The sequence below is a fragment of the Streptomyces dryopteridis genome (genome assembly GCF_049606955.1).
Classification (GTDB): domain Bacteria; phylum Actinomycetota; class Actinomycetes; order Streptomycetales; family Streptomycetaceae; genus Streptomyces.
In genome coordinates, this window is sequence record NZ_CP187113.1 from 1755787 (window position 1) to 1769741 (window position 13955).

Sequence of the window (13955 nt, forward strand, 5' to 3'; positions counted from 1 at the left end):
GCCGGCGGCGACCGGCCGTCAGCTCCAGGCGTTGCCGCGGTTCTGCCCGTGGGCGCCCTGCTGCCCCATGCCGAACTGGGCGGCGGCCCCGGAACCGATCTGCGCGTTCTGCGGCGGCAGCACCTCACTGGGCTGGACCAGGGCGATGCCGGTGCCGAGGAAGCTGAGCTCCCAGCCCTCGCCGGTGTTGCCGCGCCGCCGCCAGACCCCGCTGGAGTGGGTCTGGGCCTGCATCTGCACCCGCAGGGAGGTGGACCAGGCGACGATCGCGTCGGCGTCGACGTTCACGTACTTGTCGGGGGTGATCTGGAGCAGCAGCGGCTGCCCGGAGGTCATGAGCGCGACCTTGCCGCGTCCGGTGATGTTGAGCTGGTACTTGCCGGAGCCGGAGATGCCGTACTGGCTGTCCACGGCGATGACCTCGGTGTGCAGGGTGGAGTCGAGGGCGAGCACGTAGGCGCTGTCGACGGTCAGGCCGTCCTGCTCCACGTCCACGACGTGGACGTACTGGGCGAGGTTGGCGAGGTAGACGGTGCCCTGACCGGAGCAGCGCATCAGGTCGAGGCCCTCGCCGGTGCGGCGGCGCCGGCCGCGTTCCCCGGCGGACTGGTACTCGCCGTCGAAGTCGATCAGGCCCTGGTAGGCGACCATGGCGCCCTTGCGGGCGAGCACGTCGTCGTGGCCGGTCAGGGCGACCCGCAGCAGCTGCGGGTTCTGCACGGCGTACCGCTCGTCGGTGGGCGTCTCGGCGTGCCCGAACAGTGAACTCTGCATGGTGGGTCCCTCCCCCTCAGCCCCGGACCCGGAGGCGGTCGGTGCTGTCCTCGCTCGGCTGGACGACGACGATGCCCTGGCCGGAGAAGGCCATCTGGTACGCCTCGCCGCTGCCCCGGCCGATCATCGACGAGGCCTTGAAGCTGCGCTTGCCCTTGACCTTCAGGTGCGGGGACCAGGCCACGAGGGCGTCGGGGTCCACGCAGGTCTCGTCCTCGCCGCGGCCGCACTCGACGACGACGGGCGTGCCCCGGGAGGTGATCGCGACCCAGCCGGTCCCGGACAGTCCCACGTTGAACAGGCCCTGACCGGCGAACTTGGCCATCCCCTTGACCCGCTCGACGCCCCACTGGAGCTGGGCGTCGAAGGCGAGCAGGTTGGTGCCGTTGACGGAGAGCGCGTCGTTGGCGAGGTTGATGACGACCACGTCCGCGCCGTAGTCGGCGAGGTAGAGCAGCCCGTCCCCGGAGCACTTCATCAGCGGGGCGCCCTCGCCGGTCAGCCACTGGGAGGCCATCTGGCGAACGGCCGGCGGGTTGGCCTCGTACTGCACGAAGCCCTCGTAGGCGATCATCGACCCGGTCCGGGCGAACAGGTCCTGGCCGCTCTGCATGGCGACCTTGACCATGGACCGGCCGTGGTTCTGCATGCGTGCGGTGACGGGGCCGGGGGCGTACCCGGCGAGCTGGTGGTTCACGGCGTTCATGGCGGGCTCCCTCAGACCTCGTAGGGCTGGACGACGATGAAGTTGCCGGGGGCGCCCCGGAACTGGAGGTTGACGGTCTCGCCGCTGTGTCCGGGGTAGGCGTTGCGGCGCAGCCGGACCTGGCTGGACAGGATCACCTGGGAGCCGGCCGACCAGGCCACGATCGCGTTGCTGTCGGCGAAGGTGGTCGGGGTGACGGGCAGGACCACGGGGGTGCCGTGGGTCTTGACGATCACGGTGCCGGTGCCCTGGAACTGCATGGTGAACAGGGCTCCGCCGGGGATGCCGTGGCCCTCGATGCGGCGGACCTCGTGCTGGAGGGTCTCGTCGAAGGCGAGCACGTTCTCGGCGGACACGCAGATGCCGTCGCCCTGGAGCTCGACCGCGTGCAGGTGGGCCCCGTTCTCGGCGAGGAAGACCTGGCCGCGCCCGGTGCAGCGCATCAGCTGGAGCTCCTGGCCGGTGGCGTTGCCGACGATCCGGCCGGCGAAGCCCGCGCCCTTGTAGCCGAAGTCGACCTTGCCCTGGTAGAGCACCATGCTGCCCTGGCGGGCGAGGACGGCCTGGCCGCCCAGCGACAGGTCCACCCGCATGAGCTGCTGGTTCTGCGGGGTCCAGCGGGCGCCGGTCGCGGCCTCCTTGAAGGGCTGGAGGGCGGCGGCGAGTCCGGGGGCCTGCGGGGCCTGGGCGGGCACCCCGTACGCGCCGGGCTGCGGCTGCCCGTAGGGGGCCGGCGCGGGCGGGGCGCCGTGCCCGCCGTAGGGCTGCGGGGGCTGCGGGGGCTGCCCGTAGGGCTGCGGGGCCGGCGCGGGCGGCGGCACGGGGGCGCCGTGGGAGGGCTGGTGCGCGGGGTAGGGCTGCTGCGGCGGGTACGGCTGCTGCGGGGGCTGCGCGTACGGGGTCGGCGCGGGGGCCGGGGGCGCGGGCGGCGGCGGGGCGACGGGGGCGACCGGTGCGACCACGGTGGGCTGCGTGTGCACGGGCTGTGGGGCCGGCGGCGGGGTGGGGTGGGCGCCGGGCGGCGGCCCGAAGCCGGGCGCGGGGGCCGGCGGGGCGGGCGGGGCGGCGGGGCCGGGCGGCGGGGCGAACGCGGGCGGCGCGAAGGCCGGCGGGGCGCTCTGCTGAGCGGGCACGGGGGCCTGCTGCGGGGCCTCCTCTTCGAGGACCTCGCCGCCGAAGTTCTTCAGGAGGGCGGCGAGACCGCCGTCGAAACCCTGGCCGACGGCGGCGAAGCGCCACACGTCCTTGAGGTAGAAGTCGCCGAGCATCACGGCGCGTTCGGTGCTGAACTCGGATCCGGTGAAGGAGTAGCGCGCGACCTCCTCGCCGCCGGCGACCAGTCGCAGGTAGCCGGGGCCGACCTGGGACATCTGGCCGGCGCCGTCGATGGTGGCGGTGAAGGAGAGCTTGTGGATCGCGGCCGGGATCCGGTCCAGGGTGACCCGGAAGGACTCGGTGTCACCGGCCTGCGCGCCGAGGAGCCGGATGGATTCCTCGGGGGACTTGGGCTGGTTGAAGAAGACGAAGTAGCGGTCGTCCGAGAGGCGTTCGTCGGCGTCGAGTCCGAAGCAGCTGATGTCGAAGGTCAGTCCCGGGCCCTCGATCCGCACTCCGACGTACAGGTCCGTGCCCGCCGTCAGATCGCCGATCCTCGCCTTGTGACCGCGCTGGAATTCCCTGGCCATGCGTGTCGCCGTCCCCCTGTCCCGCCGTCGTGTCTGCGTCGAATCAGGCTAGCGGGAGATCCGGACATCCGACCAAGTCGGTACCGAGCCGGTACAGATCACGGCCCGTCAGGGGCGTACGCGCGCCGCTTTCATGCCCGAATGCCCCGAATTTCCTGCCGGTTCGCGGCGACAAGGGCGAATCGCCCGAACTCTCCGGTGTGAACCCGAGGCTCCCGTTCCGGCCGCCTCGACTCAGGCGTCCTCGGGGTCGCCCGCCGTGTCGCCGTCCTCGTCGCCTGCGTCGGGGGCGGTGGGGTGCGGGAGGCGCCCCGCGGCCGCGACCCCCTCCAGGTAGCCGCGCGCCCGTTCCGTGCGCGGGTACGCCTCCAGCAGTCGCCAGAAGTCCTCGCCGTGACCGGGGACGAGCAGGTGCGCCAGCTCGTGCAGCAGCACGTAGTCGACGACGTACTCGGGCATGCCCTTGAGGCGGTGGGAGAGCCGGATGCTGCCCTCCGCCGGGGTGCACGAACCCCAGCGGGTGTTCTGGTTGGTCACCCAGCGCACGCTGCGTGGGCGGGCCCGACCGGCCAGGTACTGCTCGGCGAGGCGGTCGGCCCGCTCGGCCAGTTCGGTGTCGTTGGGGGTGCGTTTGCTCTCCTGCGCGGCGAGGCGTTCGAGCATCACGCCGACCCAGCGGCGTTCCTCCGCTTCGGTCATCCGGGCGGGGATGAGCACGATCGTGCGGTCGCCCTCGCGGTACGCGGACACGGTGCGCCGGCGGCGGGCGCTGCGGCGGACTTCGACGGCGGGCTGGGCGGAGTCGGCGGACACGTGCTGCACGGTACCTGGCAGGGCCACGAAACACCCCCTCTTCATTTCATATGCCTGATCACGTGGCCCTGTGGACAACTCGACGCAGCCCGCGAGGATCTCCGCCACTCTGTCCGTGCCGGGTCGAACCGGCGCTTACGGGACCCACCTGCCGAGGGAGTGCACCATGTCCGCCACCCGCCGCCCCACCCCCGGGGCGCCCGCCGCCACCTCCCCCGCCGGCCCGTCCGGCGCCCCCTCCGGGGGGCCGTCCGCTCCGTTCCGCGCGCGGTTGAGCTTCACCCACACGGTGGGCGGTCGGGGCGCCGGCGGCGCGCCGGCGGGTCGACGCACGCCCCCGGGCCCCCCGCCCCCGCGCGCTCGGGCACCGCTGCCGCCGCCCGCCGCCTGGGATCCCCCGACCTTCGCGGAGGCCGACGAGGAGGAGCAGGAGCGGGCGCCGGGCCGAGGGGACGGATCCGCCCTGGTCCCCCTGCCCACGGGCGCGGGCGGGGCGACGGGCACGTCGGGAGCACCCGGCGGGTCCTCCCCCGGGCCGGTGCGGCATCCCCGGGTGAAGCCGGCCCTGGCCCGCGCCTGGGGCGACCGGCAGACCGTCCGTTTCGGGGTGACCCCGGCGCACGCGGTGTCGCTGGGCCCGGTGGACCCGGCCACCGGACTGCTCATCGACCGGCTGGACGGCACCCGCAGCTTGGAGGCGCTGCGGCTGGCGGGTCCCTCGATGGGGCTGGAGCCCGGCCGGGTGGACGGGGTGGTGCGCCGGTTGACGGCGGCCGGGTTGATCGAGGACGGCCCGGCCGGTCCGGCCCCGGGCGCCCGCGAGGACACCGGTCCGGCGCGGGCGGCGGCCCTGACCGAGGCCCGGCTGGCCCCGGACCTCGCCACCCTGTCCCTGCTGCGCCGGGAGCCCGGCGGCGCGGACCGGGCGATGGCCGCGCGGGCGGAGGCCCGCGTGCTGGTGCGGGGCGCGGGTCGGGTCGGCGCGCTGATCGCGGCGGCCCTGGCGGGGGCCGGGGTGGGCGCGGTGGAGGTGATGGACGGCGGCCGGGTGGAGGAGCAGGACCTGGCGCCGGGTGGCTTCGGGGTCGAGGACCTCGGGCGCTCGCGTGCCGAGGCCGGGGCGGCGCTGGTACGGGCCGCGTCCCCGCGCCGGCCGGCGCGGGCGACCGGCGGGCGGCGGTCCGGGCCGGCCCTGGTGGTGATCGCTCCTCGGGACGGGCTGGGGGCGTGGGCCCCGGACCCGTCGGCGGCGGACTGGGTGGCCACCGGCACCCCGCACCTGTACGCGGGGGTGCTGGAGGCCACCGGGCTGGTCGGGCCCCTGGTCCTGCCGGGTGCCACGGGCTGCGCGGGATGCGTGGAGCTGGCCCGTCGGGAGGCGGATCCCTCGTGGGCGCGGATGGTGGCGCAGTGGCGGACCGCGCACCGTCGGCGGCCGGTGGGGGCCTGTGATCTGACGGTGGCGACGCTGGTCGCGGGACAGGCGGCGGCCCACGCGCTGGCCTTCGTGGACGGGGAGGTGCCGGGGGCCGCGGGCGCGCGGTGGGAGGTGTGGCCGCCGACCCTGCGCGGCCGGTGGGTGGACGTGCCCGGGCATCCCGACTGCGCCTGCGGGGCGGGGCGGAGCAGGGGCCCTTCGGCCCCCGATCGTGCCGCCGCCCGGCCCGAGGTCGGGGCCGGGGCGGAACCGGGGCGGGGGGAGTCGGACGCGTGAGGGGGACGACAGGACACAATGGCCGGGTGGCCGCCCCCGGCGGCCCGGCTCGGCCCGACGCGGGCACGGCGTGGAACTGGAGGGGCGCGCATGTCTGATCTTCCCCGGAAGGCGGTCACTCGCACGGCCAAGCTGGCCGCGCTGCCGTTGGGCATCGCGGGGCGGGCCACCTGGGGCCTGGGCAAGCGGATCGCCGGCCGGTCGGCCGAGCTGGTCGCCACCGAGCTCCAGCAGCGCACGGCCGATCAACTCTTCAAGATCCTGGGCGAGTTGAAGGGTGGTGCCATGAAGCTCGGGCAGGCCCTGTCGGTGTTCGAGTCGGCGTTGCCCGAAGAGGTCGCGGGCCCCTACCGGGCCGCGTTGACCAAGCTCCAGGAGGCGGCCCCGCCGCTGCCGGCGGCCACCGTGCACCAGGTGCTGGCGGAGCGGTTGGGGCCGGACTGGCGGGAGCTGTTCACCGAGTTCGACGACAGACCGGCGGCGGCGGCCTCGATCGGTCAGGTGCACCGGGCGGTGTGGCACGACGGGCGGCGGGTGGCCGTCAAGGTGCAGTACCCGGGCGCGGGCGAGGCCCTGCTGTCGGACCTGCGGCAGCTCACCCGCTTCGCGGGGCTGCTGGGGCCGCTGGTCCCGGGCATCGAGATCAAGCCGCTGCTCGCGGAGATGCGCGAGCGGGTGGCGGAGGAGCTGGACTACGCGCTGGAGGCGGAGGCGCAGCGGATCCACGCGGAGGTCTTCGCGGGGGATCCCGACATCCGGGTGCCGGAGGTGGTGCACCAGGCCGATCAGGTGCTGGTCACCGAGTGGATCGACGGGGTCCCGCTGTCCGAGGTGATCAACGACGGGGACGAGGAGGCGCGGAACGCGGCGGGCGGGTTGCTGGCCCGGTTCCTGTTCTCCGGCCCGGCCCGCACGGGCCTGCTGCACGCGGACCCGCACCCCGGCAATTTCCGTCTGCTGACCGACGAGGACGGCCGGCGCCGGCTCGGGGTCCTCGACTTCGGCACGGTCGACCGCCTGCCCGGCGGGCTGCCGGAGACCATCGGCATCTCGCTGCGGCAGACCCTCGGCGGGGACGCCGAGGGCGTGTACGCGCACCTGCGGGCGGAGGGCTTCGTGAAGGAGTCCCTGCCGCTGGACCCGGAGGCGGTGCTGGACTACCTGCTGCCGATCATCGAGCCGGCGGCGGTGGAGGAGTTCACGTTCACCCGGGGGTGGATGCGGGCCCAGGCCGCCCGTATCGCGGACCCGCGCTCCCCGGCGCACCAGCTCGGCCGGCAGATCAACCTGCCGCCCGCGTACCTGTTGATCCACCGGGTCACGCTGAGCACGATCGGCGTCCTGTGCCAGCTCGGCGCCACGGTCGCCCTCCGCGAGGAACTGACCACCTGGCTCCCGGGCTTCGCCCCCACTCCCCCACCGGAGGAGAACGCACCCACCCCGACGGAATCTTGATGACGAGGTCGACTCGCACCGGCAGGACCCCGCAGTCGCGAGCGTAGCCGGTAGTGGCATCTTCACCACCGAGGTCACCACCGGGACCGCTGGAGATCCCGCACGAGTAAGAGACACGGGAACAGGACATCTCGTGGCGCAGCCGTGGCCTCACAGCTCCGAAGCCGAAGCGAACAACCACGCCATGAGACCACCCGCCGAGTGCTGCTCACGTATTTTCGGAGGCCAAGTCACACCACCGGTCATTCCGTATCGATGTCGGCTTCACCGAAGTCCTGATCCGAAGACAGAATACCCAGGCTCTCGATGAACTTCTTCTCACGCGAAGCCATCTCATATTGCCGCATGGCGATAAAATCGACATAGTTTGCTGTTTTGAGATGCTCAACCGAGGCCAGACTGATTCCGTGAGAATTAAGAATGTCGATGCGACCATCTTCAGCAAGATTGATGAGAGCCTGGCGAATCGAGAGTCCGGGCGGCGTAACCATCGCGATACGGTTGGCCGGACTTGACGAGCCTGGTATTCCACTCTGCGTGATGATGTGCCGGTAGGTTTCTCGATGCGTCTTGGCCAGCAACTCGAGCACGTCGAGAGAGCCCCCATCAGAGTTCATGCGGTCCGGGAAAGTCTGCAGGTCCCAGAGAAGATACGACCGGACCCGCGCACTGCGAAGGTCGAACCGCTCAGGGAAAGCGCGAGCCCTCTCGTTCGAGTACGAGAGATCACCCTCGCCCGCAGCAAACGCCTTCATCTCCGCTATGAACTTGCGCACCTGCGTGGTGTTTGCACTGGCAAATGTCCCTGCCAGCGAAGTAATCCAGAACCAATCTCGAAGCTTTCTGCGCTGCTTTGCCTGAACCTTCCCTGAGAAGTAGAAAAAGACAGCTAAAAGCATGATCTGTATGTTGTATGGAACCAATCGGGCGAGCGGAACCCGGACCTCCTCCTTCAAAAAGTCGACGACCTCCTGCAGGATTCGGTCAGTCTCCTGTACTGCCTCTACCAATTGACCTTGAACCTTGCGGGCCATCATCTCCCAAGAGGTGTTCTGCACATCCTCTTCACCCGACAGGGCAAGCACGGTCTGGAAGATCGTCATGATCGGGATTTCCCCGAACCCAGAGGTCGCAATACGCCCCTGAATATCATCCATTTTATCGCTCAAGGTTTCCGGACCAGTGGTCCCGTACGCCAAAGCCGAGACCATCTGATCCGGACGCATGTTCTGGCCACTGCTGTTGATTCTGGAGAACACCTCCACAGCTTGCTGAAGCGTTCCACCCTCCATGCGTACAACAGAAACCTTATAATTCTTGACCCGTTGCGCGATACGCTCACTTTGTTCCGTGAGGCGTTCCGCCTCCGCCCTGTCGTAGTTCGCCGAGAGCTCTCGGGCATACTCGAGGAAATCCAGAGTCCGGAGCACGGACCTCATGGGCAGATAATTCGCGGGGATCTTTTCGTTACTCTTCCAATGCCGATAACGGACACCTTCGTGGTCCATGCGGTCGAGGGGGCGGTAACCCCACCACATCCAGTCCTCTTGCTTCGTCGACCGAGGATCTTCCGCACCGCGGTGCAACACGCCGAAGAGCGTCGAGAGGCGCTGATGGCCATCCAGGACATATGCGACCTTCGCTCCCTTGGGCGCGGGAGGAATGCTGCGTCCACCGATGGAATCGAGGCTCGCCAGCTCCATCGACGTCTCCCAGATCAGGAGACTCCCCACCGGGTAGCCGCGCTCCATGCTGTCGAACAACTGCATCATCTGTTCCGGGCGCCAAAGAAACGGGCGCTGGAATTTAGGAATTCGCAGCTCACCGCGGGAAACCCATCCCAGCACCTGCTCAAGGAACTGCACTTCCGGCACAACAGAAATATCCTTGGCCATCTCACCCTCCATGAGGCTCAGATCACACTCCGAATCTTTTCCAGCATCGATCGCAGCTCTCGGGACGCGCCAGGCCCCAGACTTTCTAGGTCCTTCTCTATGACACCTCCGAGCTTGACCTCCCTCAAGAAAAGTCCAGGCAACTCTACCCCGAACCCTTCCCGCAGGATGATCAGATCACTTTCCGCCACATTGGCATATAGGTCGAGATGCCGAGGATTTATGCTGTACGCCCCACGGGAACCATGGGCGTGGCGAGGTTTCCGCTCTGAAAAGCTGGGAGGATTTTTACCCTTCCCCCTGAATCCATTCTTCATGTCGAAATAGGCCCGCTGTTCGACAGAAAGCCTTTTCAGAGAATCCAAACGCTTACTTTGTTTCGCCTGGAGATTTGCGATCTTCGGCTGTCGAGCAAGAACTCGATTCGGGATGTAATTCTCCATCTCTCGAAATATCAAGACATGCGAATCACCCCCTTCGCGTACTACCGCAGCCCCATAGCCGAAATTTGGCGAAGGCTCGTCGGGGTGGTAACTGTCTCCATCCAGAACCAGGACAACCCGTTTTGTTCGAGCAAACTTTCCGGCCTGCTCAACAGCATGAACGGACGCACCATGCTTTCCACCTCCATTGTAAATCTCCAACCTAAAAAATTCCTTGGCCTCAATAATATCCTCGAAGCCTAATATTCTTGCTATTGCCTCTATCATCTGCCAGTCGTAGATGGCATTCTCGACCACCAGGACCGCAGGCCTGCCAAGATCGAGAACATCATCCAGCAAAGTATCTCCGGTTACCCTTACCACCTCTGCAGCGTTCCGGGTCGGGAGCCAGACCCCGGCGGCACTGGATTTCGCGGCAACCTCTTGATACACAGGAGCAAGGCTGGGGAAATTAACCCGAAAGAACCTGTCTACCGCCTCACATTCCAGCGGCGAAAGTTGCCATTCGTGTCTGGATTCTCTGAAGAGAGAAATCAACTTGAAGACTCGATCAACATCCTCCGCACCCATGTCACCGGAGAAAAGATCGGAAGATATTTCAACCCTCATCGCGGGCTCGATTCACCTGCGCGTGGGCGAGTGCCTTGATCTCCTCGAAATCTTCCGAGAAAACCCCTGCAGGCCAATAGTCAATGTTCCCGAGCCTGTCTACCTCGATTTTCCGAAGCTGGGACGAGCCGCTCACCTGCTCGACGAAGTAAACCTTCAGATCTTCTGGTGCCAGCCGCCCCTCAGCCACGCGCCGACGCAAACGGAGGAGGAAGTTCTCGCTGTGCGTCTCGACCATGAACCGGACGGAAGAATTCTGGGCCGCATCAATGTATAGATCCGCGATCGACGCATGGGCTGAAGGGTGAAGATGCAGTTCGGGCTCCTCCACTACTTCGATCACTGACATGGCCGGCGGGTTCACCCTGTCTGCCGCACGCTGCACGAGCAAGGGAAGGAACTGTATGACGCCAGTTCCGACATCGTCGATGTGTACGAACAGGTCAGGGTTGCGGGTGGAGTGTAAACGAGGCATGTAAATGTCCGAGCCGAGATCCGTGAGCGCAAGACGCCACCCCGGCAGCATCGACTCCAACAGTCGGTTGACCTCTTCGACCATGCGACCAGGATCCGCTTCGTGAGCGGCGAGCATACTCAAGGCCCTTTCACCCCGGTGGCCTACGGTGCGTGAGGCCCTGGACGAAGCCTGGAAGAACCGCCTCGGAACCTCTCGCAGCGGTCCCTGGTAGCGGACCTCGTCGAAGCTCTCCCGAACCAGTTCCGTGACCTCGCCTGCATCACTCACGAAGCCGAAGGAGCCACCCCCGTCAGGCAACAGACCGCGAAATGTCATACGGCAGGTGTCCTTGCCATCGTGATAGGTCCGCCCCTGCGCGAAGTACGCGTCGGGGCCGGGCACCCAAGAGAAACTTCTCCTCTGCCCGTTCTGCGCGATCTGCAGCTCCGAGACGAGCTGGATCCTGTGATCGGCGATGTTCTGAATGTTGGCGTCCACGGTGATCACGCGATCGTCGCGCGTAAGCACCTCGACTCCCAAGCCGATGCGCCCGTGTGGGGACGAGCCGTGAATCAGGTCGGTGAACAAGGGAGCGGGTCCCTGTACGGGGTTCAGGTCCAGAGGGTAGGGAGAGTCAGTGGAGAATCCCGAGGCCAGGATTGGGAGAGACCGCACAACCGCGCTCTTGCCGGAGTTGTTGCGTCCCAACACCACGGTTATGCGCCCAAGCTCCACCTCCTGCCGGTCCCTAAAGCATCGATAGTTCTCCAAAGAGAACTTCTCCAATGACACGCGGGCACTCCGTTCGGTCTTGTGCATGTCCGCAGCCCGAAGGAGCCTCATGTGACCTCGGGGGAGACCTTCGCGCAGCTACGGCACAACATTCGGGCGATGAACATTGCTTATGGGCATCCAGATCATGATTCCACAAGGATCTTGCCTGTCGCCAGACCATCACCGGCCAAAGGCATTCAGTGCGTCAAGTGGACGCAGGGCATCCGGATTCCGGGCATCCGATACGGTTTCATTAGCAACCAGAATCTCGGGGACGGCAGCGTGAAACACGAGGTGGCGGATGACGCACGGTCTGCGCGTACGGAGGGCTTCCGATATCGCGCCTTCGGCAGCCCAAGGCGTCGGGGCAGCCGGAAATGCGTTGTGGGGGGTGGTGGGCGGAGTCGAGGATGCCGGTATGACACAGCCTGCCGAGATGCTTTCCTCCGGGCCCGTCGCGTTGCGCCGGTGGCGCGAGGAGGACGTGGACGTGCTGCACGCGTTGGTGGTCGGGGCGCGTGAGCACCTCGTGCCGTGGATGCCGTTCGCGGCGACGCACGATCGTGTGCGGGGCGAGGCGTGGTTGGCGGAGTGCCAGGAGGAGTGGGCCTCCGGGGACGCCTTCCACTTCGCGATCACCGTCGACGGCGAGCCCGCGGGCAGTTGCAGTCTGATGCGACGGATCGGCGCGGGCGCGCTGGAGATCGGCTACTGGCTGCACCCGGCGTGGACGGGGCGGGGGCTGGTGACGGCGGCGGTGCGGGCCCTGGTGGAGGCCGGGCGGGGGCTGCCGGGGATCGACCGGGTGGAAATCCACCACGACGTGGCGAACACGGCCAGTGGCGCGGTGCCCCGGCGGTTGGGGTTCACGGAGGTGGGGCGCCGGCCGTACGAGGGCCCGTCGGCCCCGGCGGACACGGGCACGGACCTGGTCTGGCGCTGGTCGTTCGGGTCCCCGGCGGGGGCCTGAGCCCGGGGCCCCACCTCCGAGGTCACCACCAGGCGGGGTCGAGGCGGCTTTCGATGGAGCGCAGGTGGGCGCGGGCGCAGTCCCCGCACGTGTAGTGGCGCTCGCCCCGTTCGACGGAGCAGGTCCAGGTGAGGGGCGGGCCGTCGGCGGGGGCGGGCGCGCCGCAGTGGGTGCAGCGGGCCGGGGGCGGGGGCTCGGAGGCGGTCATTCGCCGACGATAGCGCCGCCGGGCGGTGGTGTTCGCGTCCGGTGCGTCCGCCGGGGTGACGGGTGGGAAACGGGTGAGGGACCCGGCCGTGCGGCCGGGTCCCTCCGTGGTCGTGCGTGGCCCGCGGGTGCGGGCCGGGCCGTCCGTCAGTGCATGACGGCCATGGCGAGCGCGCGACGGGCGCGCAGCGAGACGCGCTCGGCGCGACGCTGCATCCGGCGCGCGGTGACCAGGCGCAGGGCGCGACGCTCGGCGTCGGCCTCGCGCATCCGGTCGTCCATATGCGCACGGGCCAGGGCTTCGGGGATGAGTTGCATGGCGCGGGTCCTGTTCTGACGCGAGGTGATCGCGCCGGTGGTGATGAAGTCTTCGGTGGCGGAGCCGTAGGGCTGCTCGCTCGTCATGGCGTGGGCCGTCATGGGGTCCTGCTTCAGCGGGTCGTGCGTGTGGGGGTGGTCGATGGTGCCGCGGGCGTTCATGCCGCGACCGGGTTCTTGCGCGGGCGGCCGCGGGGCCGCTTGCGGGCCACGACCACGCCCTGGACGAAGAGCTCGCCGCCCCAGACGCCCCAGGGCTCGCGGCGCTCCTGCGCGCCGGCGAGGCATGCCTCGACAAGGGGGCAGGTGCGGCAGAGGGACTTGGCGTACTCGACGTCGGCCGGGGACTCGGCGAAGAAGACCTCCGGGTCGTACGAGCGGCAGGGGACGGGCACGCCGAGGTTCTCGATGGCGTCGTCGAGCGCGGAGAGCGCGGTGAGCGGGGTCAAGGTGGAGTCCTCCGGAGCGGGGGGCGGGGTGATCTTTCGGTCCTGCGGTACGGACGGGGCGTGCGCTTCGAGTTGCACGGGGTGTCTTTCCTCGTCTTGTCGTTCCGGCTGGTGGCCGGGTTTCGGCTGGTACCTGGTATGGCCAGTCCCGAGGCGCCTTCGCGTCTGTCGCTCCCCGTTCGGGGCAAACAGAAGGGCCGCGGATCCCGGTGGGGTTCCGCGGCCCTGAAGGCGCCGGCCTGATCATGCGATCAGGCTGGATCACTCCAGGGTTCGAGCCCGCGGAAGGCCCACATGACGTTCTGGTGCTTGACGTTCTGGTGCTGCTCGTGCTGCGGAGTCCGGGTGCCGGCATCGGTGGCGCCGAAGCCATAGCCCATGGCCGTCTTGGCTACTGCCGCCGATGCCGTGAGCGGTCGCTCGTTCCGCTCGCGAACGATGGCGGGGGCGGCAAAGCCGGCGCTGGTACCCAGGGAGAGGGACAGACCGGTGCCGTGACCCTTGATCGAGGGCGCGGCGAGCAGGAGAGCCGAGCCGAGCAGGCAGGGGGAGGCGGCGACCGAGATCTCGGTCATTTTGGTGGTGGTCATGATCGTGGTCACGGGGACTCGCCTCCTCTCGGCGTCTCGGGGACCGGCCGCCAGGCCAGTCCCGTGTATGTGGACAAGTACAGCACGAACCCAGGG

Annotated in this window: 14 protein-coding genes; 3 read left to right on the forward strand and 11 right to left on the reverse strand. The window is 68.7% G+C overall.

Features of this window, described 5'->3' with window-relative positions:
- Nucleotides 1-18: 18 nt before the first annotated feature.
- From ACN20G_RS07125 to ACN20G_RS07140, 4 genes are all read right to left on the reverse strand, one after another.
- On the reverse strand, nt 19-774 hold the full coding sequence (locus ACN20G_RS07125) for an AIM24 family protein (protein ID WP_424211877.1): 756 nt from the start codon (nt 772-774) through the stop codon (nt 19-21).
- A gap of 16 nt (nt 775-790) precedes the next feature.
- Nucleotides 791-1471 (reverse strand): AIM24 family protein, encoded by a 681-nt coding sequence (locus ACN20G_RS07130; RefSeq protein ID WP_424215406.1) that lies wholly within the window; start codon nt 1469-1471, stop codon nt 791-793.
- A gap of 20 nt (nt 1472-1491) precedes the next feature.
- Entirely contained in the window at nt 1492-3165 is a 1674-nt protein-coding gene (locus ACN20G_RS07135; protein ID WP_424211878.1) for a TerD family protein, read from the reverse strand.
- A 234-nt stretch (nt 3166-3399) separates the two neighbouring features.
- Nucleotides 3400-3978, reverse strand: coding sequence for a M48 family metallopeptidase (locus tag ACN20G_RS07140; protein WP_424211879.1), 579 nt, complete (start codon nt 3976-3978; stop codon nt 3400-3402).
- Nucleotides 3979-4144: 166 nt separating this feature from the next.
- Between ACN20G_RS07140 and ACN20G_RS07145 the strand changes: the two genes are divergently transcribed.
- Nucleotides 4145-5692: a ThiF family adenylyltransferase gene (locus ACN20G_RS07145; RefSeq protein ID WP_424211880.1), complete on the forward strand. Its 1548-nt coding sequence runs from the start codon at nt 4145-4147 to the stop codon at nt 5690-5692.
- 90 nt (nt 5693-5782) lie between these two features.
- The gene (locus ACN20G_RS07150) at nt 5783-7147 is read left to right on the forward strand and encodes an ABC1 kinase family protein (protein WP_424211881.1); all 1365 of its coding nucleotides are present in this window, start codon (nt 5783-5785) and stop codon (nt 7145-7147) included.
- A 242-nt stretch (nt 7148-7389) separates the two neighbouring features.
- Here the strand turns inward: ACN20G_RS07150 and ACN20G_RS07155 are convergent, their stop codons facing one another.
- From ACN20G_RS07155 to ACN20G_RS07165, 3 genes are read right to left on the reverse strand one after another with little or no spacing between them, the layout of a single operon-like run.
- Nucleotides 7390-9042: a DUF262 domain-containing protein gene (locus tag ACN20G_RS07155; protein WP_424211882.1), complete on the reverse strand. Its 1653-nt coding sequence runs from the start codon at nt 9040-9042 to the stop codon at nt 7390-7392.
- Between the two features lie 17 nt (nt 9043-9059).
- Entirely contained in the window at nt 9060-10094 is a 1035-nt protein-coding gene (locus tag ACN20G_RS07160; RefSeq protein WP_424211883.1) for a hypothetical protein, read from the reverse strand.
- The gene (locus tag ACN20G_RS07165) at nt 10084-11394 is read right to left on the reverse strand and encodes a DUF3696 domain-containing protein (protein WP_424211884.1); all 1311 of its coding nucleotides are present in this window, start codon (nt 11392-11394) and stop codon (nt 10084-10086) included. Before ACN20G_RS07165 ends, ACN20G_RS07160 begins: the two co-directional genes overlap by 11 nt.
- Before the next feature lie 349 nt (nt 11395-11743).
- Here ACN20G_RS07165 and ACN20G_RS07170 point away from each other — a divergent pair, with 349 nt between their 5' ends.
- Nucleotides 11744-12295: a GNAT family N-acetyltransferase gene (locus tag ACN20G_RS07170; protein ID WP_424211885.1), complete on the forward strand. Its 552-nt coding sequence runs from the start codon at nt 11744-11746 to the stop codon at nt 12293-12295.
- Between the two features lie 22 nt (nt 12296-12317).
- Here ACN20G_RS07170 and ACN20G_RS07175 read toward each other — a convergent pair whose 3' ends face one another.
- The 4 genes from ACN20G_RS07175 to ACN20G_RS07190 form a co-directional block, all read right to left on the reverse strand.
- On the reverse strand, nt 12318-12503 hold the full coding sequence (locus ACN20G_RS07175) for a hypothetical protein (protein WP_424211886.1): 186 nt from the start codon (nt 12501-12503) through the stop codon (nt 12318-12320).
- 146 nt (nt 12504-12649) lie between these two features.
- Complete coding sequence (locus ACN20G_RS07180) at nt 12650-12982, reverse strand: hypothetical protein (RefSeq protein ID WP_424211887.1); 333 nt, start codon at nt 12980-12982, stop codon at nt 12650-12652.
- On the reverse strand, nt 12979-13347 hold the full coding sequence (locus tag ACN20G_RS07185) for a WhiB family transcriptional regulator (protein ID WP_424211888.1): 369 nt from the start codon (nt 13345-13347) through the stop codon (nt 12979-12981). Before ACN20G_RS07185 ends, ACN20G_RS07180 begins: the two co-directional genes overlap by 4 nt.
- A 173-nt stretch (nt 13348-13520) precedes the next feature.
- Complete coding sequence (locus ACN20G_RS07190) at nt 13521-13871, reverse strand: hypothetical protein (RefSeq protein ID WP_424211889.1); 351 nt, start codon at nt 13869-13871, stop codon at nt 13521-13523.
- Between the last annotated feature and the right edge of the window lie 84 nt (nt 13872-13955).

What these genes read in the sequence shown, in the direction of transcription:
- ACN20G_RS07125 (WP_424211877.1), bottom strand. Translation starts at nt 774, where the DNA reads ATGCAGAGTTCACTGTTCGGGCACGCCGAGACGCCCACCGACGAGCGG.
- ACN20G_RS07135 (WP_424211878.1), bottom strand. Translation starts at nt 3,165, where the DNA reads ATGGCCAGGGAATTCCAGCGCGGTCACAAGGCGAGGATCGGCGATCTG.
- ACN20G_RS07145 (WP_424211880.1), top strand. Translation starts at nt 4,145, where the DNA reads ATGTCCGCCACCCGCCGCCCCACCCCCGGGGCGCCCGCCGCCACCTCC.
- ACN20G_RS07150 (WP_424211881.1), top strand. Translation starts at nt 5,783, where the DNA reads ATGTCTGATCTTCCCCGGAAGGCGGTCACTCGCACGGCCAAGCTGGCC.
- ACN20G_RS07155 (WP_424211882.1), bottom strand. Translation starts at nt 9,042, where the DNA reads ATGGCCAAGGATATTTCTGTTGTGCCGGAAGTGCAGTTCCTTGAGCAG.
- ACN20G_RS07160 (WP_424211883.1), bottom strand. Translation starts at nt 10,094, where the DNA reads ATGAGGGTTGAAATATCTTCCGATCTTTTCTCCGGTGACATGGGTGCG.
- ACN20G_RS07165 (WP_424211884.1), bottom strand. Translation starts at nt 11,394, where the DNA reads ATGAGGCTCCTTCGGGCTGCGGACATGCACAAGACCGAACGGAGTGCC.
- ACN20G_RS07170 (WP_424211885.1), top strand. Translation starts at nt 11,744, where the DNA reads ATGACACAGCCTGCCGAGATGCTTTCCTCCGGGCCCGTCGCGTTGCGC.
- ACN20G_RS07175 (WP_424211886.1), bottom strand. Translation starts at nt 12,503, where the DNA reads ATGACCGCCTCCGAGCCCCCGCCCCCGGCCCGCTGCACCCACTGCGGC.
- ACN20G_RS07180 (WP_424211887.1), bottom strand. Translation starts at nt 12,982, where the DNA reads ATGAACGCCCGCGGCACCATCGACCACCCCCACACGCACGACCCGCTG.